30 protein-coding genes are annotated in these 26,230 nt (G+C 67.5%); 5 read left to right on the top strand and 25 right to left on the bottom strand.

The window, feature by feature from the left end:
- Positions 1 to 104 precede the first annotated feature (104 nt).
- The 19 genes from ACT6QK_RS10225 to ACT6QK_RS10135 form a co-directional block, all read right to left on the bottom strand.
- Positions 105 to 1,622 carry a hypothetical protein gene (locus ACT6QK_RS10225; RefSeq protein ID WP_444584387.1) on the bottom strand — a complete coding sequence of 506 codons (1,518 nt, stop codon included), beginning with the start codon at positions 1,620 to 1,622 and terminating at the stop codon, positions 105 to 107.
- A 243-nt stretch (positions 1,623 to 1,865) separates the two neighbouring features.
- Positions 1,866 to 2,000: a hypothetical protein gene (locus ACT6QK_RS10220; protein WP_444597728.1), complete on the bottom strand. Its 135-nt coding sequence runs from the start codon at positions 1,998 to 2,000 to the stop codon at positions 1,866 to 1,868.
- Positions 2,001 to 2,112: 112 nt separating this feature from the next.
- The gene (locus ACT6QK_RS10215; RefSeq protein WP_444597727.1) at positions 2,113 to 3,762 is read right to left on the bottom strand and encodes a CTP synthase; all 1,650 of its coding nucleotides are present in this window, start codon (positions 3,760 to 3,762) and stop codon (positions 2,113 to 2,115) included.
- A 158-nt stretch (positions 3,763 to 3,920) separates the two neighbouring features.
- The gene (gene secG, locus ACT6QK_RS10210; protein ID WP_444597726.1) at positions 3,921 to 4,337 is read right to left on the bottom strand and encodes a preprotein translocase subunit SecG; all 417 of its coding nucleotides are present in this window, start codon (positions 4,335 to 4,337) and stop codon (positions 3,921 to 3,923) included.
- 85 nt (positions 4,338 to 4,422) lie between these two features.
- Complete coding sequence (locus ACT6QK_RS10205) at positions 4,423 to 4,869, bottom strand: hypothetical protein (protein WP_444597725.1); 447 nt, start codon at positions 4,867 to 4,869, stop codon at positions 4,423 to 4,425.
- 38 nt (positions 4,870 to 4,907) lie between these two features.
- Positions 4,908 to 5,882 (bottom strand): thiamine-phosphate kinase, encoded by a 975-nt coding sequence (gene thiL, locus ACT6QK_RS10200; protein ID WP_444597724.1) that lies wholly within the window; start codon positions 5,880 to 5,882, stop codon positions 4,908 to 4,910.
- Positions 5,883 to 5,906: 24 nt separating this feature from the next.
- Positions 5,907 to 6,437, bottom strand: a complete 531-nt coding sequence (gene nusB, locus ACT6QK_RS10195; protein WP_444597723.1) for a transcription antitermination factor NusB — start codon at positions 6,435 to 6,437, stop codon at positions 5,907 to 5,909.
- A complete protein-coding gene (gene ribH, locus ACT6QK_RS10190; RefSeq protein WP_444597722.1) occupies positions 6,434 to 6,925 on the bottom strand; it encodes a 6,7-dimethyl-8-ribityllumazine synthase in 492 nt (163 codons plus the stop codon). Before ribH ends, nusB begins: the two co-directional genes overlap by 4 nt.
- On the bottom strand, positions 6,892 to 8,025 hold the full coding sequence (gene ribB / locus ACT6QK_RS10185) for a 3,4-dihydroxy-2-butanone-4-phosphate synthase (protein WP_444597721.1): 1,134 nt from the start codon (positions 8,023 to 8,025) through the stop codon (positions 6,892 to 6,894). The genes ribH and ribB overlap by 34 nt, the downstream gene beginning before the upstream one ends.
- Positions 8,025 to 8,615 (bottom strand): riboflavin synthase, encoded by a 591-nt coding sequence (locus ACT6QK_RS10180; RefSeq protein WP_444597720.1) that lies wholly within the window; start codon positions 8,613 to 8,615, stop codon positions 8,025 to 8,027. Before ACT6QK_RS10180 ends, ribB begins: the two co-directional genes overlap by 1 nt.
- A 1-nt stretch (position 8,616) precedes the next feature.
- Complete coding sequence (locus ACT6QK_RS10175; protein ID WP_444597719.1) at positions 8,617 to 9,255, bottom strand: RibD family protein; 639 nt, start codon at positions 9,253 to 9,255, stop codon at positions 8,617 to 8,619.
- 4 nt (positions 9,256 to 9,259) lie between these two features.
- Positions 9,260 to 9,733, bottom strand: a complete 474-nt coding sequence (gene nrdR / locus ACT6QK_RS10170; protein ID WP_444597718.1) for a transcriptional regulator NrdR — start codon at positions 9,731 to 9,733, stop codon at positions 9,260 to 9,262.
- 7 nt (positions 9,734 to 9,740) lie between these two features.
- Positions 9,741 to 11,024, bottom strand: a complete 1,284-nt coding sequence (gene glyA / locus ACT6QK_RS10165) for a serine hydroxymethyltransferase (RefSeq protein ID WP_444597717.1) — start codon at positions 11,022 to 11,024, stop codon at positions 9,741 to 9,743.
- Positions 11,025 to 11,144: 120 nt separating this feature from the next.
- Positions 11,145 to 11,507 carry a hypothetical protein gene (locus ACT6QK_RS10160; RefSeq protein WP_444597716.1) on the bottom strand — a complete coding sequence of 121 codons (363 nt, stop codon included), beginning with the start codon at positions 11,505 to 11,507 and terminating at the stop codon, positions 11,145 to 11,147.
- Positions 11,508 to 11,629: 122 nt separating this feature from the next.
- The gene (locus ACT6QK_RS10155) at positions 11,630 to 11,812 is read right to left on the bottom strand and encodes a DUF6898 family protein (RefSeq protein WP_444597715.1); all 183 of its coding nucleotides are present in this window, start codon (positions 11,810 to 11,812) and stop codon (positions 11,630 to 11,632) included.
- Positions 11,812 to 13,038 carry a 5-aminolevulinate synthase gene (gene hemA, locus ACT6QK_RS10150; RefSeq protein WP_444597714.1) on the bottom strand — a complete coding sequence of 409 codons (1,227 nt, stop codon included), beginning with the start codon at positions 13,036 to 13,038 and terminating at the stop codon, positions 11,812 to 11,814. Before hemA ends, ACT6QK_RS10155 begins: the two co-directional genes overlap by 1 nt.
- Before the next feature lie 197 nt (positions 13,039 to 13,235).
- Positions 13,236 to 14,411 (bottom strand): sialidase family protein, encoded by a 1,176-nt coding sequence (locus ACT6QK_RS10145; RefSeq protein WP_444597713.1) that lies wholly within the window; start codon positions 14,409 to 14,411, stop codon positions 13,236 to 13,238.
- Positions 14,408 to 15,172: a class I SAM-dependent methyltransferase gene (locus tag ACT6QK_RS10140; protein ID WP_444597712.1), complete on the bottom strand. Its 765-nt coding sequence runs from the start codon at positions 15,170 to 15,172 to the stop codon at positions 14,408 to 14,410. The genes ACT6QK_RS10145 and ACT6QK_RS10140 overlap by 4 nt, the downstream gene beginning before the upstream one ends.
- Positions 15,173 to 15,199: 27 nt before the next feature.
- The gene (locus tag ACT6QK_RS10135; RefSeq protein ID WP_444597711.1) at positions 15,200 to 16,000 is read right to left on the bottom strand and encodes a class I SAM-dependent methyltransferase; all 801 of its coding nucleotides are present in this window, start codon (positions 15,998 to 16,000) and stop codon (positions 15,200 to 15,202) included.
- Between the two features lie 107 nt (positions 16,001 to 16,107).
- On the opposite strand from ACT6QK_RS10135, the gene hemB reads away from it, so the two are divergent.
- Positions 16,108 to 17,112, top strand: coding sequence for a porphobilinogen synthase (gene hemB, locus ACT6QK_RS10130; RefSeq protein WP_444597710.1), 1,005 nt, complete (start codon positions 16,108 to 16,110; stop codon positions 17,110 to 17,112).
- An 89-nt stretch (positions 17,113 to 17,201) separates the two neighbouring features.
- Entirely contained in the window at positions 17,202 to 17,414 is a 213-nt protein-coding gene (locus ACT6QK_RS10125) for an alkylphosphonate utilization protein (protein WP_444597729.1), read from the top strand.
- On the opposite strand, the gene ACT6QK_RS10120 is transcribed toward ACT6QK_RS10125, so the two are convergent.
- Genes ACT6QK_RS10120 through ACT6QK_RS10110 form a run of 3 tightly spaced genes read right to left on the bottom strand, consistent with a single transcriptional unit; the run spans position 17,411 to position 19,894 of the window.
- Positions 17,411 to 18,511, bottom strand: a complete 1,101-nt coding sequence (locus ACT6QK_RS10120) for an alpha/beta fold hydrolase (protein WP_444597709.1) — start codon at positions 18,509 to 18,511, stop codon at positions 17,411 to 17,413. The genes ACT6QK_RS10125 and ACT6QK_RS10120 overlap by 4 nt on opposite strands.
- Positions 18,511 to 19,377, bottom strand: coding sequence for an NAD(P)-dependent oxidoreductase (locus ACT6QK_RS10115; RefSeq protein WP_444597708.1), 867 nt, complete (start codon positions 19,375 to 19,377; stop codon positions 18,511 to 18,513). Before ACT6QK_RS10115 ends, ACT6QK_RS10120 begins: the two co-directional genes overlap by 1 nt.
- Before the next feature lie 4 nt (positions 19,378 to 19,381).
- A complete protein-coding gene (locus ACT6QK_RS10110; protein ID WP_444597707.1) occupies positions 19,382 to 19,894 on the bottom strand; it encodes a flavin reductase family protein in 513 nt (170 codons plus the stop codon).
- Positions 19,895 to 20,013: 119 nt separating this feature from the next.
- Here ACT6QK_RS10110 and ACT6QK_RS10105 point away from each other — a divergent pair, with 119 nt between their 5' ends.
- Both ACT6QK_RS10105 and ACT6QK_RS10100 read left to right on the top strand, forming a co-directional pair.
- Entirely contained in the window at positions 20,014 to 20,913 is a 900-nt protein-coding gene (locus ACT6QK_RS10105) for a flagellar motor protein MotB (RefSeq protein WP_444597706.1), read from the top strand.
- A 123-nt stretch (positions 20,914 to 21,036) separates the two neighbouring features.
- Positions 21,037 to 21,771: an arginyltransferase gene (locus ACT6QK_RS10100; protein ID WP_444597705.1), complete on the top strand. Its 735-nt coding sequence runs from the start codon at positions 21,037 to 21,039 to the stop codon at positions 21,769 to 21,771.
- Here ACT6QK_RS10100 and ACT6QK_RS10095 read toward each other — a convergent pair.
- The 3 genes from ACT6QK_RS10095 to parC form a co-directional block, all read right to left on the bottom strand.
- Positions 21,768 to 22,802 carry a M48 family metallopeptidase gene (locus ACT6QK_RS10095; RefSeq protein WP_444597704.1) on the bottom strand — a complete coding sequence of 345 codons (1,035 nt, stop codon included), beginning with the start codon at positions 22,800 to 22,802 and terminating at the stop codon, positions 21,768 to 21,770. The two genes, ACT6QK_RS10100 and ACT6QK_RS10095, sit on opposite strands and share 4 nt — an antisense overlap.
- 13 nt (positions 22,803 to 22,815) lie before the next feature.
- Positions 22,816 to 23,385 carry a LemA family protein gene (locus tag ACT6QK_RS10090; RefSeq protein ID WP_444597703.1) on the bottom strand — a complete coding sequence of 190 codons (570 nt, stop codon included), beginning with the start codon at positions 23,383 to 23,385 and terminating at the stop codon, positions 22,816 to 22,818.
- A gap of 82 nt (positions 23,386 to 23,467) precedes the next feature.
- Positions 23,468 to 25,669 (bottom strand): DNA topoisomerase IV subunit A, encoded by a 2,202-nt coding sequence (parC, locus tag ACT6QK_RS10085; RefSeq protein WP_444597702.1) that lies wholly within the window; start codon positions 25,667 to 25,669, stop codon positions 23,468 to 23,470.
- A gap of 125 nt (positions 25,670 to 25,794) precedes the next feature.
- Here parC and ACT6QK_RS10080 point away from each other — a divergent pair.
- Positions 25,795 to 26,230 (top strand): cytochrome c biogenesis CcdA family protein (locus ACT6QK_RS10080; protein ID WP_444597701.1); only part of this gene is annotated, 436 nt, incomplete at its 3' end.

Below are 26,230 nucleotides of genomic sequence, written 5' to 3'. Positions count from 1 at the left end.
TCAGGGTCAGGGTGAGGGTCTTCATGATCGGGGCCTCGAAGGAGCGAACGTAACGGGCGAAGGCGGGGCGGCGACCACACTGGCCGCCGCCCCCTGTTTCGCGATCAGCAGGTCGCGCCGGCGGTCAGGCCGCAGGTCCAGCCCTGCCACCAGGTGTCCGAGGCGTTTTGCACGGCGCCGATGTAGGTCGTGGCCTGGAAGAAGCTGTAGACGGCCGGAGCGTTGGTCGGCGTCACGGCGGTTTCATTGGCGCCGTTGATGAAGGTCAGCACCTGGTTCGACAGCGACGTGCCCGAAGCGGGGGCGGTCAGGGTCGAGGTTCCAGCGGCGGTGTTGCCCGTACCGGCGGTGAAGACGGCGGCCGACCGCGTGGCGTTCGCCGGGCGATAGGACAGGCGGCAGGACATGAACACCGAGGTGAACACCGGTGCGGACGTCTGGGTGTCGGCGTCGGCGATATCCAGGCAGCCGGCGGCCGAGGCGTTCACGGCCGTGAACACCGAGTTGATGATCGTCGGCTTGGTGCCGGTGTCGAAGTGGGCGACGGTGTGGGCGTCGATCGGCGAGTTGCGGCCCACCAGGGTGAAGTTGGCGATCTTGGGTTGGGAGATGTAGCGCGAGGCCAAAGGCGTCGCGGCCGGGGCGGCCGAGAACTCGAAGCCGGCCGAACGGCTGGTCGAGTTGGGCGGACGCTGGGTCACGATGCCGAACTGGGCGCCGCCGCGCCAGCCGGTGTCGGTGTCCAGGCCATCGTCGTCAGCGCCGGTAATGACCAAGCGGCGCAGGTTGACGTTGCCGCCGAAGATTTCGATGCCGTCGTCCGACGAGTTGTGGACCTGGACGAACTCGACCGTCGTGCCCGAGCCGACGCCGGCCATGGTCAGGCCCTGGAGTTCGTTGCCGGTGGAGATCTCGAAGCCCGAGAACTTGATCTGGACGTAGCGGATGCGGCCCGAGTTATCGGCCGGGGTGTTGCCGCCGTAGAAGGCGCTCGTACCCTCGACCTGGCCGGTGCAGGTCACCGGGGCCGTCAGCTGGCAGTTGGCCTGGGGCGCGCGGCCGGCGATGACCAGACCACCCCACTGACCCTGCGAGGTCTCGGTGGTCGTGCCTTCGATGTTCTGGCGGCTGGTGAAGACGATCGGCTGAGTCGCGGTGCCTTCGGCGAAGATCTGCGAGCCGCGGTTGACGATCAGATAGTCGCCGCCGCCAGAGGCGAAGATGCGCACGCCCGGCTCGATGGTCAGGATGCCCTGGGCGCTCCCCGCGCTGGGGGCGGCCGGGTCCAGGCCGCGGTCGGTGCCGACTTCGGTCCGGCCGGTGATCGAATAGATGGTGCCGGCGCGCAGCGGCACGGTCAGGGCCCCGATGATCTGCTGCGGCAGCTGGCAGACGCGCAGCGTGCCGTTCGCGATCAGACCGACATTGGCGAAACCGGTCGGGCAGTCGGTCGCCGGCGTGCCAGGAGCCGGTGTGGTCGGGCCGCCACCGCCGCCGCCACCGCCACCGCCGTTGCCGAAGTCGCCTTCGCCGGGGGACGCCACCTCGGCAGAGCCGCAGGCCGCGAGCGCCAGGGCGCTGGCCGCAACGGCGAGCGCAGTTTTGAATCGAAGGCCGGTCATCATCAGGTCCTGTGTCTGTCCAACAGAGTTGACTGACAGGAGACCGCCGGAACCCACGCCCCGGACACGCGTCGCCGCTCCCCCTGCCCTGAGCCTCTGCCTAGAGGCCGGATGTGACAAAGCGGCGGACCGTTGATGACGGTTAGATCGAGTTTCCTTGAAGACCTTGCGGCTCTCGTGTGACAGGCGATCCTGACACGAACGAAATTATGCGACCGCTTCTCGCAGACGATTCAGCGCGCCTCAGCGCGTCAGCATCGCTCCAACCTGACCGAGCAGGTTCACGGCCATGACCACGAAGGCGGCGAACAGCACCACGGCTATGGGCGTAGCCACACGAACGTGGCGATGCAGGAAATAGAGTATCTCGCCGACCATTTCGTTTCCTCGACGCCGCCTCGTCCGCTCAAGCGACTCTGGACGCCGATTAACGGTATATCACAATTCCCCAACAAACCTCAAACGCCGAAGACCCGCGTTCGAGGAACCTTCAGACCAGACGGCTCTGAACCACAGCCGCGCCGATGAAGCTGGCGAACAGAGGATGCGGCGCGAAGGGCCGGCTCTTCAGTTCGGGGTGGTACTGGACGCCGATGAACCAGGGGTGGTCAGTGCGTTCTACCGTCTCGGGCAGGACCCCGTCCGGCGACAGGCCAGCGAAGACCAGGCCCTTGGATTCGATCGCCTCGCGGTAGTTGATGTTGACTTCGTAGCGGTGGCGGTGCCGCTCCGAGATGTCCGTCGTGCCGTAGATCTCCGCGATCTTCGACCCGGCCTTCAAGGTCGATGCATAGGCGCCCAGCCGCATGGTGCCGCCCAGGTCCCCGCCTTGCTGGCGCAGGACCCGCTGGTTGCCCTGGGTCCACTCCGTCATCAGACCGACGACCGGCTCATCGGTCGGACCGAACTCGGTGGAGGAAGCCTTCGGGAAGCCGGCCTGGTTCCTGGCCGCCTCGATCACGGCCATCTGCATGCCGAAGCAGATGCCGAAATAGGGAATGTTGCGCTCGCGGGCGAAGCGGGCCGCCTCGATCTTGCCCTCGGCCCCGCGCTCGCCGAATCCGCCGGGGACCAGAACCGCATGGGCGCCCTGCAATCGGTCTTCGCACGCCTGGCGGTCGCCTTCGAAGGTGTCGGCCTCGACCCAGTCGATATTGACCTTGACCTGATTGGCGACGCCGCCGTGGTGCAGGGCTTCGATCAAGGATTTATAGGCGTCCTTCAGAACCGTATATTTGCCGACCACGGCCACTGTGACTTCGCCGTCCGGCTGAAGCCGGCGACGCACGATCTCGTTCCAGCCCGACAGATCCGGCTCCGGCGCGTCGGTGATGCCGAAGTGAGCAAGTACCTCCGCGTCCAGCCCCTCGCGGTGGTAGTCGAGCGGCACCGCATAGATGTCCTCGGAATCCATCGCCTGAATAACGCCCGAGGCGCGGACGTTGCAGAACTGACCGATCTTCCGCTTTTCCTCCTCGGGGATCGGGAACTCGCAGCGGCAAAGCAGGATGTCCGGCTGGATGCCGATCGAGCGCAACTCCTTGACCGAATGCTGCGTCGGCTTGGTCTTCATCTCCCCGGCGGTCTTGATGAAGGGCAGCAGGGTCAGGTGGACGAAGCAGCTCTGACCGCGCGGCAGGTCCTGACCCAGTTGGCGGATCGCCTCGAAGAAGGGCAGGCCCTCGATGTCGCCGACGGTGCCGCCGATCTCGACCAGAACGAAGTCGACGTCCTCGCCCTCATCCGTCAGCGCCTTGGTCAGGCAGAAGGCCTTGATCTGGTCGGTGACGTGCGGAATGACCTGTACGGTTGCGCCGAGATAATCGCCGCGCCGCTCTTTCTCCAGGATGGTCGAATAGATGCGACCGGTGGTGATGTTGTCCGACTTGGCCGCCGATACCCCGGTGAACCGCTCGTAGTGGCCGAGATCGAGATCCGTCTCGGCGCCGTCATCGGTCACGAAGACCTCACCGTGCTGATACGGGCTCATCGTGCCCGGATCGACGTTCAGATAGGGATCGAGCTTTCTCAGCCGGACCTTGTAACCACGCGCCTGAAGCAGCGCGCCGAGCGCGGCCGAAGCCAGACCTTTACCGAGCGAGGAAACCACGCCGCCGGTGATGAACACATAACGAGGCATGGGAAGTCACCTTAGCGCCGATTCGGCCGAACGGAGCCCGGCCTTCGACGTCTCGCTTGTTGATAACGGGAAATGCGCTCCGCCCCAGGCCCGCGAGGGCCGGATGGCGGAGACTTTGAGGGCGGGAGCGGTGGCGGAAATCCCCGCCGACACCATCCTTATTGCTGGGTCGCGGGCGCGGGCGCCGGAGCGCCGGCGGTCGGCAAGCTGGCTTCCAGGTCATCCAGCGACGGCGCGGCCGGCTGAGCCGGGGCGGTCTCGGCCGGAGCCTGCTGGGCCGGAGCGGCCGGGGCCTGATCCACGGCGATGGAGCCGACCGAGTCGGCGTCGATCACCGAGGCGCTGTTGCGCTCCATATTGCCGACGATGGTCAGCAGGATGGCGCAGATGCCGAAGGCGGCTCCGAGCCACCAGGTCAGGGTGGTCAGCAGATTGCCGGCGCCGCGTGCGGTCATGAAGCCCGAAGGCCCGCCGCCCATGCCGAGGGCGCCGCCCTCCGACTTCTGGAGCAGCACGATTCCCGTGAGGGCGATCGAAATGACGATCATGACGACGAGGAGGATGGTCTGGAGCATGGCCGCTTACATGTGGGCGGTGGGTCCGCCGATCAAGCGGCGGGCTCTAACACCGTTGCGACCGGGCGGCAACGTCGCGCTAGGGTCAGGCGGCGCTTTCAACCGGGCGCGGCGCATAGACAGGACGCCGGGGAGCCTGGCTGACGACCTCGCAACGCGCCACGACGCCGGCGCCCGACACCACGCCGGCGATGGCCATCATGGCCCCGGACAGGCCCGCCTCGCTGAGGCGGTTCCAGTCGCCGTCGACGGCCAGAGAGGTCCGATGGGCGGTGCGGACGATGGCGTCGCGGTAATAGGCCTCCTTGGCGTGAACCTCCTCCGCGGCCTTGCCCGGCGCCAGATGCAGTTTAAGCGCCACGAAGACGTAGTTGCGGATACGGCCGTCCACGAGCACGGGCAGGGCCATTCCCGTGATGTCGACGGTCGGCGCCGACTCCTTGTCAGCCCCCGCCTCCGACGAGGCGTTTGCGCGGGCCGCGGCGGACAGGCCGACCAAGGCGGCGGCGGAAAGAAGCAGGCGACGGTCCATGCCGGCATTCTGCCTGCGACCGCTTAGCAATTCGTTCCTTAGCCGTGGGTCCAACCCGGTGTTTGAACCGAAACCGGCACGCCGAGGTGGCGGACTGTCACGCCCGACCCTTCCGAAACCTGACCCAGGGCCGTCACCCGGACGAGCGCCTGTTCCGCCAGACGGCGCAGGCGCGCCTCATCCTCGGGCCGAACGGTGAAAGCGAGCTCGTAGTCGTCGCCGCCCGTCGCGAGTTGCAGCAGAGCGTCCTGAACATCCGTCCGCTTGTCCAGCCAGGCCCGGCCGGCGAGCGACGTCGGCGTTTGCTCGAGATCCAGATCGATCCGCACGCCGCTGGCTGTCGCGATGTGGCCGATGTCCGCGATCAGGCCATCGGAGACATCGACCGACGCGGTCGCGAGTTCCCGGATGACCGGCGCAAAGGCGGATTGGGGCGTCGGGCGACGATAGTGCTCGATCAGCGCATCCAACCTCTCGGGCTCGAGGTTCAGTCGCCCCTGCGCCGCCATCAGGCCCAGCCGACCGTCCCCGACATGGCCGGTGACGAAGACCATATCTCCCGCCCGGGCGCCGTTTCGCCCGACGACGGCGTCGCGCGGCGTCCAGCCCATCATCGTCACGGAGAAGGTCGCGGGCCCCGGCGTGGCGACGGTGTCTCCACCCAGTAGCATGACCCCATAGGTCGCCTGATCGCGCGCCAGACCCAGAACGAACTCTTCGCGCTCCGCCCAGCCGCAGCGCGGCGACCAACCGCTGGCCAGCAGATAGCCGAACGGCTCCGCCCCCTTGGCCGCCAGGTCGGACAGGTTCACCCGCAGCAGCTTCTGGGCCACCGTGTCGAGCGGATCGTCAGGCAGGAAATGCACGCCCTCGACGAGCGCATCCTTGGTCAGGATGAGGTCGTATCCGGGTCGAGACGGAACGACCGCGACATCGTCCAGCAGCCCCCTGCCCCATTCCGGATGAGCCAGGGGCGCGAACAGCTCGCGGATGGTCTCGAACTCGCCGGTCATGGGCGGAGCCGGGTCGTCAGGGCCTCAGGCCCCCGGACGCACGTCGCGGGCCACGCCGTCCAGCGCGGCGTTGACGAACTTGGCCTCGGCGTCATCGAAGAAGGCCTTGGCCAGTTCGACGTATTCATTGAGCACCACCTCGCGCGGAGCGTCCGGCTTGTTCGCCAACTCCCACGCACCGGAACGCAAAAGCGCCCTCAGGGTCGCATCCAGCCGCTCCAGCCGCCAGTTGGAGGCCAGTCGCTTGGTGATCATCGCGTCGATGGCGCGCTGGTCGCCGACCACGCCACGCACGACGTCGGCGAACCACTGTTCGTCGGCCTCGGCCAGGGCCTCGCCCTCGATGTCGGCGTCGAACCGATGGTTGGAGAACTCGGTGATGACGGTCTCCACGCCCTCGCCCGCCAGTTCCATCTGGTAGAGGGCCTGGACGGCGGCCAGACGCGCGACGGTGCGGGCGCGGCGCTGACGGCTATTCAGTTGCGGCTCGGCGCGGGCCTTTTCGGCCTCGGCCAGTTGTTCGAGCACGGATTTCAGGCTGGCGGGTTCGGTCATCCGCCGAGCCCGTGCCGCAACCGCTTGCGCAATGCAATCAAATCCAGACAGGCGCGGGCGGCGAAGCCGCCCTTGTCGCCCTCGCTGCGGCGCGCGCGCGCCCAGGCCTGGTCCTCGTCCTCGGTCGTCAGGATGCCGTTGCCGATCGCCAGACCCTTGAGGCCGAGCTGGGTGATCCCTGCGGCGGACTGATCCGCGACAATCTCGAAATGATAGGTCTCGCCGCGAATGATGGTCCCCAGGGCGACGAAGCCGTCATAGCGGGGCGCGGTCGGATATTTCCCGGCCTCGTCGGCCATGGCGATGACCGTCGGCACCTCCAGAGCCCCGGGCACGGTGACCACGTCGAAATCCACACCTTTGGCGCTCAAGGCGTCCTTCGCCCCGTCCAGCAGGGCGTCGGCCAGATCGTCATAGAAACGCGCCTCGACGATCAGTACGCGCAGGGGGTCGTTCACGTCCGGTCTTCTCCATCCATGTCCCGCCATCCGACGATGCGCAGGCCATAACCGTCAAGGGCAGTAGGCTCGGGCCGGGTCGAGCTCATCACGATCATGTCGCGGACCCCGAGGTCCAGCAGGATCTGGGCGCCGACCCCGTAGGCCTTGATCGCCCGGTCAGGGGATTTCGGCCGGTCCGCCCCGCCCAGCCGTTCGGCCAGCCCCTGAAGCGCCGGATCGCGCAGCAGGACGACGACGCCCGGGCCGTCCGCCGCGCTGAGCGCTTTCAGGGCCGAGGGGATGTAGTTCTGCCGATCCTCGACATGACCCAGAAGGTCGGCGGCCACATCCACCTGATGCATCCGCACAAGAGTCGGCTTGCCCGGCTCGATTTTGCCGTGGACGAGGGCGATATGCTCTGAGCCCTCGATGACGTTGCGATAGAGGATCAGCTGGAACGGCCCGCCGTGGGCGCTGTCGAACGGGGTTTCAAGCACGCGCTCGACATGACGCTCGGTGCGGCGGCGATAGGCTATCAGGTCGGCGATGGTGCCGATCTTCAGCCCGTGCAGCTGGGCGAAGGCGACCAGGTCCGGCATCCGGGCCATGGTGCCGTCCTCGTTCATGATCTCGCAGATCACGCCGGCAGGGGTCAGGCCGGCCATGCGGCTGATATCGACCGCCGCCTCGGTGTGGCCGGTGCGGACCAGCACTCCGCCGTCACGCGCGACCAGAGGGAAGACATGGCCGGGCGAGACGATGTCGTCGGCGCCCTTGTTCGGATCGACGGCGGCCTGAACCGTGCGGGCCCGGTCGGCGGCGCTAATGCCGGTGGTGACCCCTTCCCTCGCCTCGATCGAGACGGTGAAGGCCGTGCCCATGGAGGTGCGGTTCTCCACCGCCATCGGCGGCAGGCGAAGCTGGCGCGCGCGGTCGGCCGTGATCGCCAGACAGATCAGGCCCCGCGCATGCCGGGCCATGAAGTTGATCTGGTCCGGCGTAGCGAACTGCGCCGGGATGATGATGTCGCCCTCGTTCTCGCGGTCCTCGGCGTCCACCAGGATGTAGGGCCGGCCGTTGCGGGCGTCCTCGAGAATGTCCTCGATGGGGCTGATCGGGCTGTCGTTCATGTTCGCGGCCAGTTGCATCACGCCGTCTCCTGCCACCGGGCGAGATAGCGCGCCAGCATGTCGATTTCGAGGTTCACTGCATCGCCGGTCTTCAGGCGGCCCAGGGTCGTCGCCTCCCAGGTGTGCGGAATGATGTTCAGGTCGAAGGTCCGTCCGTCCACCGCGTTGACCGTGAGCGACACCCCGTCGACCGTGATCGACCCCTTGGCCGCGATATAGCGATGCAGGGGCTCGGGCGCCTCGACGACGATCCGGTGCGATCCGCCGGCCGGCTCGATCGACACGACCCGGCCCAACCCGTCGACGTGGCCCGACACGACATGGCCGCCCATTTCGTCGCCCAGCTTGGCGGCCCGCTCAAGATTGACCGGATCGCCGACCTTCCAGCCGCCCAGCGTCGTCTTCGACAGGGTTTCGTCCGACACCTCGACGGCGAACCAGCGGTCGCCCTTCTCGACAACCGTCAGGCAGCAGCCGGCGTGGCTGATCGAGGCGCCCAAGTCGATGCCCGACACATCCCAGATCGTCTCGATCTCATAGCGGCGATCGCGGTCGGTCGCGGTGACCGCGCGGACGCGGCCTATGTCGGTGACGATGCCGGTGAACATCTCAGGAAAGCCTCTCGTAGCGTTCCCACAGATCGTCACCGAGGGGCTCCGCCGCAAGACGTCTGAACTTCGGCGCATTGGCCAGCCTGGCCAGGGCCAGATTGGCCACGCCGGGACGCCCGTCGCCGCCCAGCAGCATGGGCGCCCGGAACCATTCGATGGCGTCCACCACCCCGGCCATGACGAAGGCTGCGGCCACACGCCCGCCGCCCTCGACCATCAGCTCTTTCACCCCGCGCTCGCTCAGCAGGCCCAGCACGGCGCCGACCGAGGGCCGGTTCATCGGATCGCCTGCGACCTGCACCACCTCAGCCTCGCCGATGGGCTTTGGTTCGCGCGTGGTCAGGATCAGCGTCCCCCTGACGGCCAGCCGGGCGAACGACGGGGTCCGCTGTCGGCTGTCCAGCACGACCCGCAGTGGATCGGGACCGGTCTCGCCGTCCGGCAGGCGCGCCGTCAGCCGGGGATCGTCGGCCAGCACCGTCTCCACACCCACCAGCACGGCGTCGCTGGCCGCGCGCAGGCGGTGGCCCTGGATGCGGGCCTCGGGCCCGGTGATCCACTGGCTCTCGCCGGTCGAGGTGCCGATCCGCCCGTCGAGGGACGTGGCGATCTTGAGGGTGATGCGGGGGCGCGACATGGGATCAGTCCTGATCGCTCACGCCGTCGTCCAGGCCCTCGGCGCCGAGGAATTTGGCGAAGTCGCCGGTGTGCCGGAAGTCCTTGTAGACCGAGGCGTAGCGGACATAGGCCACCTCATCGACGCCCTTGAGCGCCTTCATGATGAAGTCGCCGACGACGCTGGACGGGATCTCCGTCTCACCCAGGCTCTCCAGCTGGCGCACGATCCGGCTGACCAGTTGTTCGACCTGATCCGGCTGCACAGGCCGCTTGCGCAGAGCGATGCCCAGCGACCGTTCCAGCTTGTCGCGATCGAACGGCGTGCGCCGTCCGTTACGCTTGAGGATGACCAGTTCGCGCAACTGGACCCGCTCGAATGTGGTGAACCGCCCGCTGCATTGCGGGCACGACCGTCGGCGCCGGATAGCCGAACCGTCATCCGACGGCCGGCTGTCCTTCACCTGGGTGTCGGCATGACCGCAAAAGGGGCATTTCATCCGTCGGTTATCCGTAGATCGGGAAGCGGTGGGTCAACTCACGCACCTGGGCGGCCACCGAGGCGACCACGGCCGGATCGGCCTCGTCCCCGCCGTTCATCGACGACACGACGTCGGCGATCCAGTGACCGATCTGCTGGAACTCGGCCTCGCCGAACCCGCGGGTCGTGCCCGCGGCCGTGCCGAGGCGGATGCCCGAGGTCACGGTGAAGGGTGTGGTGTCGAACGGCACGCCGTTCTTGTTGCAGGTCATCAGGGCATGTTCGAGCTGGAGCTCGGTCGCCTTGCCGGTCACCCCCTTGGGCCGCAGGTCCACCAGCATCAGGTGGCTGTCGGTGCCGCCCGAGACGATGGCCAGGCCGCGCTCGACCAAAACGGCGGCCAAGGCCTGGGCGTTCTTCACCACCTGCTTGGCATAGAGCTGGAACTCGGGCTTCAGCGCCTCGCCGAAGGCCACGGCCTTGGCCGCGATCACATGCTCCAGCGGCCCGCCCTGAAGACCGGGGAAGACGGCCGAGTTGATCTTCTTGCCGATTTCGGTGTCGTTCGACAGGACCATGCCGCCGCGCGGGCCGCGCAGGGTCTTGTGCGTGGTCGTCGTCACGACATGGGCGTGCGGCACGGGGTCAGGATAGGCCTTGCCCGCCACCAGCCCGGCGTAGTGGGCCATGTCGACCATCAGATACGCGCCCACGCTGTCGGCGATCTCGCGGAAGCGGGCGAAGTCGATATGGCGGCTGTAGGCGCTGGCCCCGGCGATGATCAGCTTCGGCTGTTCCTTCCGGGCCATCTCGGCGACGTGGTCATAGTCGATCAGATGGTCGCTCTCGCGCACCGTATAGGTGACAGGCTTGAACCATTTGCCGGACTGGTTGGCCGGCGATCCATGCGTCAGGTGCCCGCCCGCCGCCAGGTCCATGCCGAGGAAGGTGTCGCCGGGCTGCAGCAGGGCCTGGAACACCGCCTGATTGGCCTGGGCGCCCGAGTGGGGCTGGACATTGACGAAGGCTGCGCCGAACAGCTGCTTCGCCCGCTCGCGCGCCAGATCCTCGGTGACGTCCACGAACTCGCAGCCGCCATAGTAGCGACGCCCCGGATAGCCCTCGGCGTATTTGTTGGTCAGAACCGAGCCCTGCGCGTCCAGCACCGCGCGCGAGACGATGTTCTCGGAGGCGATCAACTCGATCTGCTCCTGCTGCCGACCCAACTCGCCCTGGATGCCCTTGAAGATATCGGGATCGGCGTCGGCCAGCGACTTCGAGAAATAGTCGGCGTGGGTAAAGGCGGTCACTGGCGTCCCCGGGGAAATCTGAAGGCGCCCTATCTAGTCCCCGGCGACCTTCACCACAACATCTTGTGGTTCATCGCGGCCGGACCATCGCAAGAACCCTCCGGCCGACGGCGTTTGCATTCACGGCGCTGCGTTGATCTGTAGCACCGGCATGTCCTGATCCTCCGCCCTGCCGAGCTCGAAGACTGGCTCAGGTATTCCGAACGCCCGCAGCACCAACGCGACCGAACGGGCTCGACGTCCGGACAGGCTTGCGTCCGATGGCGCGGGAAGGCCGACGACCTTGAACGTCGCATGCGGGCATTCCGCGACGGCCCGGCTTGGCCACTCCAGACCCGAAGCGAAGCGAGGCGCCAAGGCCGCGCCGCCGTCAACGAAGCCGAGCACCAGAATTCCGTCCGTGCAAACGGGTCTCTGCACATCCTCCGCGCGCCGTGCAGCTTGTCCGGTCGCACATCCCGTAAGTATCAGAAGCGCCAGCATGGCGCCTATCCGGCCGACCAACATCCCGCCCCCGCATTACTCGCACTAACGAACTTGCGGGCCGGGCGCGGTGGCGTCAATGCGGCCGATCGGAGGGGGTCACCCCTGAGCCGCCGCCGACCTCACGGTCCAGCCAGCAAACGCCTGAGTTTGGCCAAGGCCAGCCGCTCGACAGCCTTGGGTTCATGCGCGGGGCCGACCGCCGTCGCCTCTCGCCCGGTCGCGACGTGGACCGCGGTGCATTTCAGAAACGAGCCGTTGCGGATGGATTCGACGATGACCTCGCCGAGCGCATCCTCCGCCATCAGGCCGCCGCCGGCATCCGGGCGATGCGGCAGTGGGCCCAGAGTTGGTCCATGGCCGAAACCAGGGCGTCCATCATCTCGTCGGTATGGTTCGGCGAGGGCGTGAAGCGCAGGCGCTCGGTGCCCTTGGGCACGGTCGGATAGTTGATCGGCTGCACATAGACGCCGAAGTCTTCCAGCAGCATGTCCGACACCATCTTGGTGTGGACGGGGTCGCCGACCAGAACGGGCACGATGTGGCTGTCGTTGTCCATGACCGGGATGCCGGCGGCGGCGAAACGGTCTTTCAGCGCCTGGGCCCGCTCCTGATGCGCCGCGCGCAACTCGGGATGGGCCTTCAGATGCCGCACCGAGGCCAGGGCGCCCGCCGTGAGGGCCGGCGGCAGGGAGGTGGTGAAGATGAAGCCCGAGGCCCAGCTGCGCACCGCGTCCACGATCACGGCGTCGGCCGCGATATAGCCGCCCATCACGCCCACAGCCTTGCCCAGGGTGCACTCGATGATGTCGATCTGGTCCAGCACGCCGTCGCGCTCGGCGACGCCCGCGCCGGTCGGGCCGTACAGGCCGACCGCATGAACCTCGTCCAGATAGGTCATGGCGTTGTACTGGCGCGCCAGGGCGATCGTGCCCTTCAGGTCGGCGATGTCGCCGTCCATCGAATAGACGCTCTCGAAGGCGATCAGCTTGGGCGCATCCGCGGGCGCAGCGGCCAGCAGCTGCTCCAGATGCTCCAGGTCATTGTGCCGGAACACATGCCGCTCGCAGCCGCCGTGGCGGATGCCCGCGATCATCGAGGCGTGGTTCAGGGCGTCGGAGAAGATGATCAGGCCGGGCAGGATCTTCTGCAGCGTCGCCAGGGTCGCCTCGTTGCCGACATAGCCCGAGGTGAACAGCAGCGCCGCTTCCTTCCGGTGCCAGGACGCCAGTTCGGCTTCCAGATCGACCGCCGAACGGGTGGTGCCGGAGATGTTGCGCGTGCCGCCGGCGCCGGCGCCCACGGCGTCGATCTCGGCCGTCATGGCCTCGATCACGACCGGATGCTGGCCCATGCCCAGATAGTCGTTGGAGCACCAGATCACGACGTCCTGCTCGGACCCGTCCTCGCGGCGACGTACGGCCTTCGGAAACTCGCCCCGGACGCGCTTCAGGTCGGCGAAGACGCGATAGCGCCCCTCCCCTTTCACCTGCTCGACGGCGGTCTCGAATGCGGCCTTGTAGTCGTACACTCTGATTGGCTCTTCAGCGTCCCGGTCGGACCCGGCGAAATCTGCGGGGCCTATTGCGCCGATTGGCCTCTCTTGTCCACGCGAGGGCAAGGACAAAACGCCGCAAACCCCTAATTGATAACGGTTCTCAGTCACGGTCAGGCCTCACGGGTTTCGACCTTGATTGACCATTTCCGCAAGCGCCGCCTTGCGCTGGATCAATCCGGAGCCAGCGAGGCCAGAGGCACGCGCGTCACCTGCACATCCTCCTTGTTCGTCGCATAGCCGATATACAGATGGCCGTTCCACACCACGCTCTTGGGATAGTGATAGCCCGGCCGCTTGTACTGTCCCTCGAACCGCAGCGGCTGCAGGTCGCCCTGCCCGCGCAACAGGAAGCTGCGGTCGAACCGTCGCCCGTCGTCGCTCAACGTCACCGCCAGGGGCATGCGGCGCCGGTCGGCGTTGGGGGCGTTGACCAGATAGGCCGTCCCGTCGGGCAGATTGCCTGCGCTCTGTTTGGCCCGCGAATCCGGCATGTCCGTCAGGACAGGCGCCGACCAGGTCTCGCCCCGATCGCAGCTTTCCGTGGCGATCTGACGGAAACTAAGCTCCTCGTCTCGGAAGACCATGACTAGGCAGCCGTCGTCCCGTCGGAACAGGCTGGGTTCGATCTCGCGGCTCAGTCGCTTCTCGTGCTCGGCGGCCGCGCCGGAGATGTCGCGCGGCAGGTTCACGTAGGACCCAGCCCGCCAGCCGCTCCGCCCGAGCAAGTCCTCGGTGAACCAGGGCCGGGCGATCATCCCGGGCCGCATATGAAAGGCCGTATGCAAACGCCCGTCATAGAGGTGCGGGTCCTGTTCGATCACCCCTTCGACTGGCGCTCCGTCGGCTCCCGTCACGCGCTGCGGCGCCGACCAGGTCAGGCCGTCCGTACTGGTCCGGTATTCGGCGTATCCGCCCGCGCCCGACTGGAAGCCGTCTGGCCAGACATTGGCGAAGGCGACCAGGGTGTCTCCGTCCGTCACCCAGCCACCGCTGGAATACATGATCCCGCCGTCTCCACGCGGGACCAGCACGACGGGGGCGCTCCACCGCTCTCCATCCTGACTGGTGGAATAGACCACATGGGTGTCGGCGCTGTCCTCGTCCCGGGCCGAGGCTTGCCACATGGCATAAAGCCGCCCCTTGAAGGGGATCAGCACCACGCCGTTGGAAAACCTGTCCGTAGTTTCGGTCGGCGCGAAGACGGTGAAGGTTTCCGTGCCCGGCGCCGCGCTCAAGCCCAAGTCAGGTCGCGCGGCGTCGAACAGGCCGGGCGCGAGGGCATAGGGCGGTGCGTGCTCGCCCAATGGCGACAGCAGCAAAGCCGCCGCGAACAAGCCGCCGATCACGCCGGCTTCTTGAACCGCAGCATGAACTGGCTGGTCTTGCCCCGTATCGCGGGGTCAAAGACGTTGGCCGTCAGCGGATCGGCGGGCTGGACCAGGATCGCGCTCTCGCCGTCGAGAACGAACCCCACCGCCTCGACCTCGGACTTGACCGCCGCGATGTCGATGCGGTGCAGCGTGTTGGCCGCCGAAAGTCCGGATCCCGCCGCCGCATGGTGGTCGATGATGACATAGACGCCGCCGGGCTTCAGCGCTGCGAAGGCCGCCGCATTCACCTTGGCCGCCGTATCCGCCGCGAAAGGCGCCAGATGCAGGTCATGATAGTTCTGGGCCGTGAAGATCAGGTCCAGCCCGGCCGGGAACGCGGGCGAACCGATCGGCGACTGGACGGCGTCCACATTGGCGATTTCGTCGGCGGCGGTGATCGCGGCGCGATAGTCGGCGCTGAAGCCGACGAACTCGGCAGGCTGCCAGGCCGTGACATGGCCCGTCGGACCGACGGCGACCGAGAAGACCCGGGTGAAATAGCCGCCGCCGATGATCATGTCGGCGACTTTCCAGCCCGGCCGCACGCCCGCGAAGACCAGGGTCTCGGCCGTATGGCGTGCGGCGTCCCGCTCACGATCGGCCGCCGTTCGCACCGTCGTATCGGCCAGGACGGCGCTGTAGGCGGCGGGATCGATGGCCGGCGCGGCGCCTCCGCCCGCCATGCAGCCGCACAGGATCAGCAGGGCTGCGACTGCCGGGATCAGGACGCGACGCATGGTCAGTCTCCGTGGTTTGTCCGGGCCTCAGCCCGGTTTTCTGAAGCGATAGACGAACTGGTCGGTCCTGCCGCGAATGGCGGCGTCGAAGACGTTGATCGAATGGTCGTCGGCTGGATTGCGCAGCACCGCGCTCTCGCCCTCGAAGACGAAGCCCGCCGCCTCGACCTGCTTGCGCAGGGCGGCGCCCTCAATCCGGTGCAGAGTGCCGGCCACCGAGATCCCCGACCCAGGCGCCGCCTCGTGGTCGATCAGGATGTAGAGGCCGCCAGGCTTCAGCACCTCGAAGACCCGGGCGTTCATCTTGTCCACGTCCACCCCGAAGCGGGGGATGGTGAAGTCGTGGTATTCCTGGCTCATGAAGACGATGTCGAGCGGCTCGCCGAAGGCGAAGCTGGCCGCGTCGAGATCTCCGTTGACCTTCGTTGTATTCTCCAACCGCTCGTCGACCGGGGCGAAGGTGACATTGTCCCGCTCGGCCGTCCGGTTCGGGATGAAGCCATAGACATGGCCGCTCGGCCCGACGGCCAGAGAGAACAGGGTGGTGAAATAGCCGCCGCCGGGCCGCACGTCGGCGATCCGGTCGCCCGGCGCAACACGGGCGAAGGCCAGGATCTCGGCCGGATGGCGGGCGGCGTCGCGTTCCACATCGGCGGCCGGCCGCGACGGGTCGCCGACGATGGCCGCATAGGCGTCTGGCGCGCTCGTCGCAGACGACGCCTGCACGATGGTGCGCTCGCCCCCATCGGCGGAAATCACCACACAGCCGGCCAGACCCGCCGCCATCAGGGCGCTCGCCGCCGCCAGTCCAACCCACCGCATCCGCATTCGCCTTCTCCAATTCGACGGGCGAGACTTGCCGCCAATTCGCGGGCGCTGGCAAGCGGGATCGGCCCCTCTCCCCTTCGCGGGATCGGACGCCTATAAGCCCCGCCATGTCCCTGCCCTTCGCGCCCGCCCCCTACCCGCTAGCCCGCCCGCGCCGCCTGCGCGCCCAGCCCTGGATCCGCCGTCTGGTCGCCGAGACGACCCTGACCCCGGCCGACCTGATCTGGCCGCTGATCGTCCACGACGGCGCCGACGACCGCGTGCCCGTCGCCTCCATGCCCGGCGTCGTCCGTCTGTCGCCCAAGGCTGCAGCAGAAGCCGCCGTCGAGGCGCGCGACTTGGGCATCCCCATGGTCGCCCTGTTCCCCAATGTGGATGGCGCGCTGAAGGACAGCTTAGGTACCGCCGCCACCGACCCGGACGGCCTGATCCCCGACTGCATCCGCGCCATCAAGGACGCTGCGCCCGAGATCGGCGTCATGACCGACGTGGCGCTGGACTGCTACACCGACCACGGCCACGACGGGGTGCTGGAGGACGGGCGCATCCTCAACGACGCGACCCTCGAGCGTCTGGCCGAACAGGCCTTTATCCACGCCCATGCCGGAGCCGATGTCGTCGCGCCTTCGGACATGATGGACGGTCGCATTGGGGCCGTGCGCGAGGCGCTCGAGGCCAACGCCTTTCACGACACCCTCATCCTGTCTTACGCCGCCAAATACGCCTCGGCCTTTTACGGCCCCTATCGCGACGCCGTGGGGTCATCGAAGTCCCTGACCGGCGACAAGAAGACCTATCAGATGGACTTCGCCAACTCCGACGAGGCGCTGAAAGAGGTCGCCATGGACATCGCCGAGGGCGCCGACGCCGTCATGGTCAAGCCCGGCATGCCCTATCTCGACATCGTCCGGCGCGTGTCGGAGACCTTCAAGGTGCCGACCTTCGCCTATCAGGTGTCGGGCGAGTACGCGATGATGCAGGCCTCCATCGCCAACGGCTGGCTGGACGAGGACCGCGCCATCCTGGAGACCCTGCACGGCTTCAAGCGCGCGGGGTGCGCCGGCGTCCTGACCTATTTCGCGCCGAAGGCCGCGCGGCTGCTGGGCGCCTGAGCATGAGCGATCAGGACTATGTCTATGACGAGGCCAGCGGCGAGTGGCTCAGCCCAACAGAAGCCGCCGAACGCGCGTCTGCCGGTGCGGTGAAGGTCGTCGATTCCGTCGGCAATCCGCTGGCCGACGGCGACGCGGTGACCCTGATCAAGGATCTGACGGTCAAGGGCGCGGGCCAGACCCTGAAGCGCGGGACGGTCATCCGCTCCATTCGCCTGACGGGAGACGATCAGGAGATCGACTGCCGCCATCCGACCATCAAGGGGCTGGTTCTCCGCGCCGAGTTCGTCCGCAAGGTCTAGCGTTCGGAGCGGGCCAGCAGAGCGATCAGGTCGTCCTTCCAGAAAGTCGCCCAGGTGTGCGTCCCGTGCCCCTTGCCGCCCACACTGTTGGGGATCAGCCGATAGGTTCCCTTGGCGATCTTCGGCGCGAACTGTTCCGAAAGTCCCAGCTCCGGCGGGTTGATGAAGTCGTCGGCCGAGTTGATCCAGGTCACCGGCGCGGTGATCTTCTCGAGTCCGGAGGACGGGTCATAGTCCCAGGAGGCGTTGACCTGATACCACAGGTCGTTGGCGTCCAAGGCGGGCAGGCGCCGATCCATCTGCGCGCGGGCGAAGGCGTCGACGGCCTGGGGCGTGGCCAGATCGGCCTGCATCGGCATGGGCGCACCGCCCGCCAGCACCAGCAGATCGACCGCCGTCCGCAGCCCCTGCACAGGCTGGGTCGCGTAGTCGCCGCCGTTCCAGACCGGATCGGCGCGGATGGCGTCCTTGAGCATGGTCCGCCAAAGCCGGTTGCGACCGACGATGGCGGTCGGCTGGCAGGCCAGGGGCATCAGGGCGTCGGCGAAGTCGGGATGGGTCTCGCCCCAGACGAACGCGTGCATGCAGCCCATCGAGGTCCCGAGGATCAGCCGCAGCCGATCGACCTTAAGCCCCTCCACCAGCAATCGCCGCTGGGCCTCGACCATGTCGGTATAGCCGTATTCCGGGAACCGGGCGCGCAGGCCGTCGCTGGGCTTGGACGAGGCCCCGTGGCCCAGATTGTCGGGCATGATGATGTAGTAGCGGCTCACATCCAGCGGCTGGCCTGGCCCGAACAGCTCGTTGGCGAACTGGGGCGACAGGAACTGGGCCCCGGTCCCGCCCGTGCCGTGCAGCAGCAGGACGGCGTTGGTCACCCGCCCCGAGGCGTCGCGCACCGGCGATCCCAGCGTCCGGTAGTGCATCTTCAGCTCGGCCAGTGCGCCGCCGCTGGCGATCGGGAAGTCGCGCGCCGACCAGTCCCCCTCGGCCGGCGACCAGGCCGGCGCCGGAGTGGCCGTCTGAGCCGACGCCATGCCCGATGTCGCCAGCATCATCCCGGCGGCGAGCACCGCACCCCAGACCTTCATGCGCATCATTTGTCTCCCGGTCCCGGCAACCGCGCCTTCAGGCTGGAGGTGTCCCAGCGAGCGCCGCCCATGGCCTGAACCTCGGCATAGAACTGATCCACCAGGGCCGTCTGGGCCAATCGCGCCCCGTTCGACCGGGCCTCGTCCAGCACCAGGCCCAGATCTTTGCGCATCCAGTCCACGGCGAAGCCGAACTCGAACTCACCCCTGGCCGCCGTCTTCCAGCGGTTGTCCATCTGCCAGCTCTGGGCCGCGCCTTTCGACACGGCGTCATAGGCCTTGTCGGTGTCCAGCCCGGCCATCTGGGCGAAATGCACCGCCTCCGCCAGACCCTGAACCACCCCGGCGATGGCGATCTGATTGACCATCTTGGTCAACTGGCCCGAGCCCGAGGGGCCCATGTGCTGGATCGCCTTGGAATAAGTCATGACCGCCGCCTCGACGCGGGCCAAAGCCTCGGCATCCCCCCCTGCCATGACGCTGAGCTGGCCGATTTCGGCGCCCGCCTGACCGCCCGACACCGGGGCGTCGATGAAGAACCGCCCGCCTTCCGCCGCCAAGGCCGCCATCTCCCGCGCTACCCTGGCCGAAGTTGTGGTGTGGTCCACGATCACCGCGCCTGGCGCCAGCTTCGGCAGGGCCTCGGTCACGACCGCCCGCACGTCGTCGTCATTGCCGACGCACAGAACCAGCAGTTCGACGCCGCGCGCCGCCTCGGCCACGGTCGCCGCGAACGTCCCGCCGGTCGCCTCGGCCCAAGCCTTGGCCTTGGCGGGAGAGCGGTTGTAGCCCGTCACAGCATGCCCGGCCGTGACCAGATGGCGCGCCATCGGCCCGCCCATCACGCCCAGCCCCGCAAAGGCGATCTTCATCGGATTATCCTTGTTTCCCGGGATCCGTCGCGACCCCGAAGCGGCCGCGGAAATAGGTCAGGGCGTCGCCCGGACCGGAGATGAAACGCTCGACCTTGCCGACGATGATGACGTGGTCGCCCATCGGAATCCTCTGGTGGGTTTCGCACTCGAACCGGGCCAGGGCCTCGGGCAGGCAAGGCGGTCCATCGTCGATCCGGATAAACTCGTTCGGGCCCAGGACAGCCACGCCCCGCGCGAAACGGCGGGCCGGGGCCTCGTCGTCGGCGGGCAGGACGTGAACGGCGAATCGCTCGGCCTCGGCGAAGATCGGCCAGCGCTCGGAACGCTCGTCCAGGCACCACAACACCAGGCGCGGCTCGAGGGAGACCGACGTGAACGAGTTCACCGTGATCCCCAGCGGTCCGGCCGGACTGTCGGCCGTCACCACGCAAACCCCGGTCGCGAAGGCGCCCAGCGCCCGGCGATAGGCGGCGGTCTCCTGATCCAGCGCGTCGGGCAGGGTTTCGAGGGTCACGGGTCCGAACTAGGCGAGCCCCGGACGCGGGGCAAGCGCGGGCTGGCGATCGGGGCGGGAAACGCCCCATTAACCTTGAACCGCCACTGTATGATCACCACTCCCCGAGGCCGCCGAGCATGTCCGCGAGCGATCGTCCGATCCTCATCAAGAAGATCAAGAAGGTCTCCGGCGGCGGCCACCATGGCGGCGCGTGGAAGGTGGCCTATGCGGACTTCGTCACCGCCATGATGGCCTTCTTCCTGTTGATGTGGCTGATCAACGCGACCGACCCGGAACAAAAGAAGGGTATCGCCGAGTATTTCGCCCCCGCCAGCGTCTCGATGACCACCTCCGGTTCCGGCGGGCTGCTGGGCGGCACGGCCCTGGGCGACGAGGGCGCCAAGGGCGCCGGATCGGCTTCGGTCGTTCAGCAGCTGGCGCCCGAGGCGCCGCCGAATGTCGATCAGGCGGGTCAGAGCCAGAACGTCGCCTCGGCCAGCGATCAGGCCCTGCGCGACGAAATCTCCAAACGGGAGGCGGCCGAGTTCGCCAGCGCCGCCGAATCCCTGCGTCAGGCCATGCAGCGCATGCCCGAACTGGCGGAACTGTCGAAACAGCTCATCATCGATCAGACGCCTGAGGGCCTGCGCATCCAGTTGGTCGATCAGGAGGGCCGCTCGATGTTCGACCAAAACTCGGCCCGGCCCAATGCCCGGGCACAAGTCCTGCTGCGCGCCATCTCGACCGTGATCAACCGCCTGCCGAACCGCATCTCGATCACGGGCCACACGTCGGCGGTCGCCGGATCGGGACGGGCCTCGGTGGCCGGGGACTGGCCGCTGTCATCGGCCCGCGCCAACGCCTCGCGGGAGATCCTGCAGCGCGCCGGCGTCGATCCCGACCGGGTCTATTCCGTGGCGGGTAAGGCTGGATCCGACCCCCTCTACCCCGACGACCCGTCCCTGGCGGGCAACCGCCGGATCGCCATTGTCCTGTTGCGCGAGGCGCCGGTCCTGCCGATGGACACCAGCCTGTGAGCCCGTCGCGCCTCCACTGTGGCGCGATTGCTCTTGCGAAGCGCGGCGACGCGGGTCCAGATCAGGACATGCCGGAACAGCGCCCGCCATATTGTCGTCCGAACGGGATGCGGATTTGACGCCGTGACCCAGCACGTCCCGACACGCCAGCTTCGCTTCTTCATGACGGCGGTCGCGCCCTGCCCCTACCTGCCCGGCATGACCGAGCGGAAGGTGTTCGCCAACCTGCCCTTCTCGGACGGCGCTCACGTCAATGACGAGCTGACCCATGCCGGCTTCAGGCGCAGCCAGAACATCGCCTATCGTCCGGCCTGCGACGCCTGCGACGCCTGTGTCTCCGTGCGCATCCCCGTGCCGGAGTTCGCCTTCAGCCGGTCCCAGCGCAAGATTTTGAACCGCAACGCCGATCTGTCGCGCGATCTGGTCGAGGCCGAGGCGACGACCGAACAGTTCGACCTGCTGAAACGCTATCTCGCCCATCGCCACCCGGGCGGCGGCATGACCGACATGAGCTGGTCCGACTATGTCTCCATGGTCGAGGACACCGCCGTCCGCACCCATTTGATCGAGTATCGCCTGCCCTCGCCTGACGGCGGCCCCGGCGATCTGGTCGCCGTGACCCTGACCGACCTGCTCTCGGACGGCCTGTCGATGGTCTACAGCTTCTTCGACCCGGATATGGAGCGCCGGTCGCTGGGCGTTTTCGCCATCCTTGACCATGTGCGTCAGGCGGCGGCGGTGAACCTGCCCTTCCTCTACCTCGGCTACTGGGTCCAGGGCTCGCCCAAGATGGACTACAAGGCCGCCTTCCGCCCGATGGAAGCCCTGCGGCCCCTCGGCTGGACCCGCATGGGCTAACTGACCGGAACCGAGGTCGAGCCCGCCTGCGGCACGGCCGTCACGGCGCCACCCGCAGCCGCATATTCGGGTTCATCTCGCCCGCCCGCGAATTTCACCAGGGCCGCGATCCGATCCTCGATCGAGGGGTGGGTGGCGAAGATGGCGTCGATGCCGCCGGCGTCCGGCTGGTTGTCCAGGAACATGCCCTGAACCTCGTCCGGCGCGGCCAGCTTGGACCGGCCCGAGACCTTGCGCAGGGCCCGGATCATGGCGTCGGGGTTCTTGGTCAACTCCACCGAGCCCGCGTCGGCCACATACTCCCGCGTCCGCGACAGCATCAGCCGGATCACCACGGCCAGAAAGGCGCCGACCCCCGCGATGGCGATGCCGATCAGGATCAGCGGCCCGGCGTTCTTGTTGCCCTTGCCGCCGCCCCGGACGTGGAACTGGCCCCGGAAGACCAGCTCGGCGATGACGCTGATGATCCCGGCGAAGATCGAGGCGATCACCATGGTCCGCACGTCCTTGTTGATGACGTGGGTCAACTCGTGCGCCAGCACCGCCTCCATCTCGTCGCGGTCCAGGGCGTCGATCAGGCCGCGTGTCACGGTCACCGAATACCGCCCCTCGTGCAGGCCGGAGGCGAAGGCGTTCAGCGTCGGACTGTCGATGATCCGCAGCGCCGGGGTCGCCATGCCGCGCGAGATGCACAGGTTCTCCAGCATATTGTAGAGCTCGGGCGCCTCGCGCCGCTCGACCTTCCGCGCCCCGGTCATGACGTCGATCATCACCTGATTGCCCAGATAGGCGATGACGAACCAGATCGCGGCGATGACCAGGGCGGCGGGGATGGTGAAGCCCAGCATGGATCCGGCCAGGACCAGATCATCCTCCAGACCCCGACCCGTCCCCTGGATCAGGCCGAAGCCCATCAGGATCAGCTGCGCCCCATACAGCAACAGGACCAACAGCACCGGGAAGCCAGCCAGCAGCAGCAGCGACCGGGTATTGTTGGCCCAGATGTGGGTCGAAAGCCCGACGGCTCTCATCAGGCTGCCCCGATCAGAACTTCACGGTGGGCGGCGCCGCGTTCATGTCGGCCCGCTCGGCGGCGCCCACGTCGAAGAAGGGCTTGTCCGAACCGAAGCCGACCAGGCCGGCGAACAGAACGGTCGGGAACTGGGCGCGCACGGCGTTGAACTCGGCCACGGCGTTGTTGAAGAAGCGGCGCGCGGCGGCCAGCTTGTTCTCGATGTCCGACAGGTCGGCCTGAAGCTGCAGGAAGTTGGTGTTGGCCTTCAGGTCCGGATAGGCCTCCGACAAGGCGAACAGACGGCCCAGGGCGCCGGTCAGCACATTCTCGGCCTGGACCTTGTCGTCCACGGTCGTGGCTCCGGCGGCGGCGGCGCGGGCGGCGATCACGGCCTCCAGCGTGCCTTTCTCGTGACCGGCGTAGCCCTTCACCGTCTCCACCAGATTGGGGATCAGGTCCTGTCGCTGCTTCAACTGCACGTCGATGTCGGCGAACGACTGGTTGGCCTTCTGGTTCAGCGCCACCAGCTTGTTGTAGGCCCCCACGACGAGGAACCCGACCAGGGCGATGACGACGATGATGACGATGAGGGCGGTCATGGGTGTCTCCAGCTTCGCCGTCACCATCGGGCGCCCAAGCCCGGCGGGCCAGTGAATTCGACGTCAGGTCAGCGTCCGCAGGTCACCTGAACTTGCGCAGCCCTCTCGGCCCCATCCGCCCCGTCTGGGCGCGCTTGCCCAGCCAGTCCTTCCAGTCGGGCCAGTTCCGCCGACGCCCGCCGCCGTCGACCCATTCGGGTCCGACCTCGCCGTTGAACACCGCCACGTCCTGAAGCCCGCCGCCCTTGTAGGACTGCAGCTTGACCCCCTTGCCGCGGCCCATCTCGGGCAGTTCTTCGGCCTTGAAGATCAGGGTCTTCAGGTTCTCGCCGATGGTCACGACATGGTCGCCGGTCAGCCGCATCAGGGCCAGAAGGTCGCCGTTCAGCACCTGCTTGCCGCCCCGCTTCTGGGCCAGCATGTCATCCTCGGGCGCGATGAAGCCGTAGCCGGCCTTCGACGCCACCAGCAGCTTCGCCCCCGGCTGGTGCGCCAGCACGGCGATAATCTCGGCCTTTTCGTCCAGCTCGATCATCAGCCGCAGCGGCTCGCCGTGCCCGCGCCCACCGGCCAGCTTGTCGGCGCCGAGGGTGAAGACCCGCCCGTCCGAAGCCGCGACGAGAATCTTGTCCGTCGTGAAGGCCGGAACGAGGAAGGCCAGGCTGTCGCCCTCCTTGAACTTCAGCTCCGACGGATCCTCGACCTTGCCCTTGGCCGCGCGGATCCAGCCGCGTTCCGACAGGATGACCGTGATCGCCTCGCGCGGGATATAGGCTTCGGGCGCGACGAAGGCCGACGCATCCACCGCCTCGGCGATGGTGGTGCGGCGCGGCGAAACCAGCGCCTTGCGCACATCCTGCAGCCCCACGGCCAGCAGTTTGGTCTGCTTGGCCGGGGAGGCGATCATCGCCTTCAGGCCCGCAAGTTCCTCTGCCAGCTCCTTGTATTCGTTCTCGATCGCCATTTCCTCGATCCGCGCCAGCTGACGCAGACGGGTGTCGAGGATGTAGTCGGCCTGCATTTCGGTCAGACCGAAACGGGCGATCAGGACGGCCTTGGGCTGTTCCTCCTCACGAACGATCCGGATCACCTCGTCGAGGTTCAGGAAGACGATCCTGAGCCCTTCAAGCAGAAGCAGCCGTTTCTCGACCCGCTCGACCCGCCATTCGGCGCGGCGGATCAGCACGACCCGCCGGTGATCGAGGAAGGCGACAAGGCAGTCCTTCAGCCCCATGACGCGCGGCGTATTGGTCGCGTCCAGCACGTTCATGTTGATCGGGAAGCGCACCTCCAGATCGGACAGCCGGAACAGGCTCTCCATCAGGACCTCGGGCTCGACCGCGCGCGACTTGGGCTCCAGCACCAGACGGACGTCCTCGGCCGACTCGTCGCGCACATCGCCCAGCAGGGGCGCCTTCTTCTGCTCGATCAGGTCGGCCAGTTGTTCGATCAGCTTGGACTTCTGCACCTGATAGGGCATCTCGGTGACGATGATCCGCCACACGCCGCGACCCAGATCCTCGGTCTCCCAGCGCGCCCGCAGCCGCACCCCGCCCCGGCCCGTCTCATAGGCCTCCAGGATCGACGCATGGCCCTCGACGGCCACGCCGCCGGTGGGGAAGTCCGGTCCCGGCACGATCTCGGCCAGTTCGGCCGTCGTCGCCTCGGGCCGTTCCAGCAACAGCAGGCAGGCGTCGATCAGTTCGCCCGCATTGTGCGGCGGGATCGAGGTCGCCATCCCCACGGCGATGCCGGACGAGCCGTTGGCCAGCAGGTTCGGGAATCCGGCCGGCAGGACGATCGGCTCCTCGTCCTGATCGTCATAGGTGGGTTTGAAATCGACGGCGTTCTGGTCGATCCCGTCCAGCAGCAGCATGGCGGCTGGGGTCAGCTTGCACTCGGTGTAGCGCATGGCCGCCGCGCTATCGCCGTCGATGTTGCCGAAGTTCCCCTGACCGTCGACCAGCGGATACCGCTGGGCGAAGTCCTGGGCCAGACGCACCAGGGCTTCATAGATCGAGGCGTCGCCGTGCGGGTGGTATCCGCCCATGACCTCGCCGACGACCTTGGCGCATTTGCGCGCGGCGGCCTGCGGGTTCAGCCGCATCTGGTACATGGCGTAGAGGATGCGCCGGTGCACGGGCTTAAAGCCGTCCCGCACGTCCGGCAGGGCCCGGTTGGTGATGGTCGACAGGGCGTAGGCCAGATAGCGCTTCGACAGCGCGTCGCCCATCGGCTCTTCGACGATACGACCGCCTTCCGGCGGCGGAGTGTGAATGGTCATGAGGCTGCGAATCGTTCGGTTTGAGCCGCAAGTCTAGCCTGATCCGTCGGTCGACCGCGGACAGGAGATGAAACCATTGGAGCAAAATGGTCGTATGGGAGAGGCATGACGCCCGGAACCGCCCCATGATCCTGTTTCTCCTGTCCTATCTGGCCGGCGTCCTGACCATCGTCAGCCCCTGCATCCTGCCCGTCCTGCCCTTCGTCTTCGCCCGCGCGGACCGGCCTTTCTGGCGGAACGGCTTCCCCCTTCTGGTCGGGATGGCGGTCACCTTCGCGGCCGTGGCCTCCCTCGCGGCCCTGGGCGGAGGCTGGATCGTCCGCGCCAACGACATCGGCCGCTGGATCGCCCTTGCGGTCATGGCGGTGCTCGGCGTCAGCCTGTTGATCCCTCGGGTGGGCGACCGGCTGATGCGGCCCTTCGTGGCCGCCGGATCATGGCTGACGGACCGGGCGGAACGCCGGTCGGGCGATCAGGGCGAGGTGGGAGCGTCCCTTCTGCTGGGCGTGGCGACGGGGCTCCTCTGGGCCCCCTGCGCGGGGCCGATCCTCGGCGTCATTC

Source organism: Brevundimonas sp. (genome assembly GCF_052436175.1).
Classification (GTDB): domain Bacteria; phylum Pseudomonadota; class Alphaproteobacteria; order Caulobacterales; family Caulobacteraceae; genus Brevundimonas.
This window is presented reverse-complemented; position numbering and strand designations above follow the sequence as displayed.

What these genes read in the sequence shown, in the direction of transcription:
- ACT6QK_RS10225 (WP_444584387.1), bottom strand. Translation starts at nt 1,622, where the DNA reads ATGACCGGCCTTCGATTCAAAACTGCGCTCGCCGTTGCGGCCAGCGCC.
- ACT6QK_RS10220 (WP_444597728.1), bottom strand. Translation starts at nt 2,000, where the DNA reads ATGGTCGGCGAGATACTCTATTTCCTGCATCGCCACGTTCGTGTGGCT.
- ACT6QK_RS10215 (WP_444597727.1), bottom strand. Translation starts at nt 3,762, where the DNA reads ATGCCTCGTTATGTGTTCATCACCGGCGGCGTGGTTTCCTCGCTCGGT.
- secG (WP_444597726.1), bottom strand. Translation starts at nt 4,337, where the DNA reads ATGCTCCAGACCATCCTCCTCGTCGTCATGATCGTCATTTCGATCGCC.
- ACT6QK_RS10205 (WP_444597725.1), bottom strand. Translation starts at nt 4,869, where the DNA reads ATGGACCGTCGCCTGCTTCTTTCCGCCGCCGCCTTGGTCGGCCTGTCC.
- thiL (WP_444597724.1), bottom strand. Translation starts at nt 5,882, where the DNA reads ATGACCGGCGAGTTCGAGACCATCCGCGAGCTGTTCGCGCCCCTGGCT.
- nusB (WP_444597723.1), bottom strand. Translation starts at nt 6,437, where the DNA reads ATGACCGAACCCGCCAGCCTGAAATCCGTGCTCGAACAACTGGCCGAG.
- ribH (WP_444597722.1), bottom strand. Translation starts at nt 6,925, where the DNA reads ATGGCGGGACATGGATGGAGAAGACCGGACGTGAACGACCCCCTGCGC.
- ribB (WP_444597721.1), bottom strand. Translation starts at nt 8,025, where the DNA reads ATGCAACTGGCCGCGAACATGAACGACAGCCCGATCAGCCCCATCGAG.
- ACT6QK_RS10180 (WP_444597720.1), bottom strand. Translation starts at nt 8,615, where the DNA reads ATGTTCACCGGCATCGTCACCGACATAGGCCGCGTCCGCGCGGTCACC.
- ACT6QK_RS10175 (WP_444597719.1), bottom strand. Translation starts at nt 9,255, where the DNA reads ATGTCGCGCCCCCGCATCACCCTCAAGATCGCCACGTCCCTCGACGGG.
- nrdR (WP_444597718.1), bottom strand. Translation starts at nt 9,733, where the DNA reads ATGAAATGCCCCTTTTGCGGTCATGCCGACACCCAGGTGAAGGACAGC.
- ACT6QK_RS10160 (WP_444597716.1), bottom strand. Translation starts at nt 11,507, where the DNA reads ATGCTGGCGCTTCTGATACTTACGGGATGTGCGACCGGACAAGCTGCA.
- ACT6QK_RS10155 (WP_444597715.1), bottom strand. Translation starts at nt 11,812, where the DNA reads ATGGCGGAGGATGCGCTCGGCGAGGTCATCGTCGAATCCATCCGCAAC.
- ACT6QK_RS10140 (WP_444597712.1), bottom strand. Translation starts at nt 15,172, where the DNA reads ATGCGTCGCGTCCTGATCCCGGCAGTCGCAGCCCTGCTGATCCTGTGC.
- ACT6QK_RS10135 (WP_444597711.1), bottom strand. Translation starts at nt 16,000, where the DNA reads ATGCGGATGCGGTGGGTTGGACTGGCGGCGGCGAGCGCCCTGATGGCG.
- hemB (WP_444597710.1), top strand. Translation starts at nt 16,108, where the DNA reads ATGTCCCTGCCCTTCGCGCCCGCCCCCTACCCGCTAGCCCGCCCGCGC.
- ACT6QK_RS10120 (WP_444597709.1), bottom strand. Translation starts at nt 18,511, where the DNA reads ATGCGCATGAAGGTCTGGGGTGCGGTGCTCGCCGCCGGGATGATGCTG.
- ACT6QK_RS10115 (WP_444597708.1), bottom strand. Translation starts at nt 19,377, where the DNA reads ATGAAGATCGCCTTTGCGGGGCTGGGCGTGATGGGCGGGCCGATGGCG.
- ACT6QK_RS10105 (WP_444597706.1), top strand. Translation starts at nt 20,014, where the DNA reads ATGTCCGCGAGCGATCGTCCGATCCTCATCAAGAAGATCAAGAAGGTC.
- ACT6QK_RS10095 (WP_444597704.1), bottom strand. Translation starts at nt 22,802, where the DNA reads ATGAGAGCCGTCGGGCTTTCGACCCACATCTGGGCCAACAATACCCGG.
- ACT6QK_RS10090 (WP_444597703.1), bottom strand. Translation starts at nt 23,385, where the DNA reads ATGACCGCCCTCATCGTCATCATCGTCGTCATCGCCCTGGTCGGGTTC.
- parC (WP_444597702.1), bottom strand. Translation starts at nt 25,669, where the DNA reads ATGACCATTCACACTCCGCCGCCGGAAGGCGGTCGTATCGTCGAAGAG.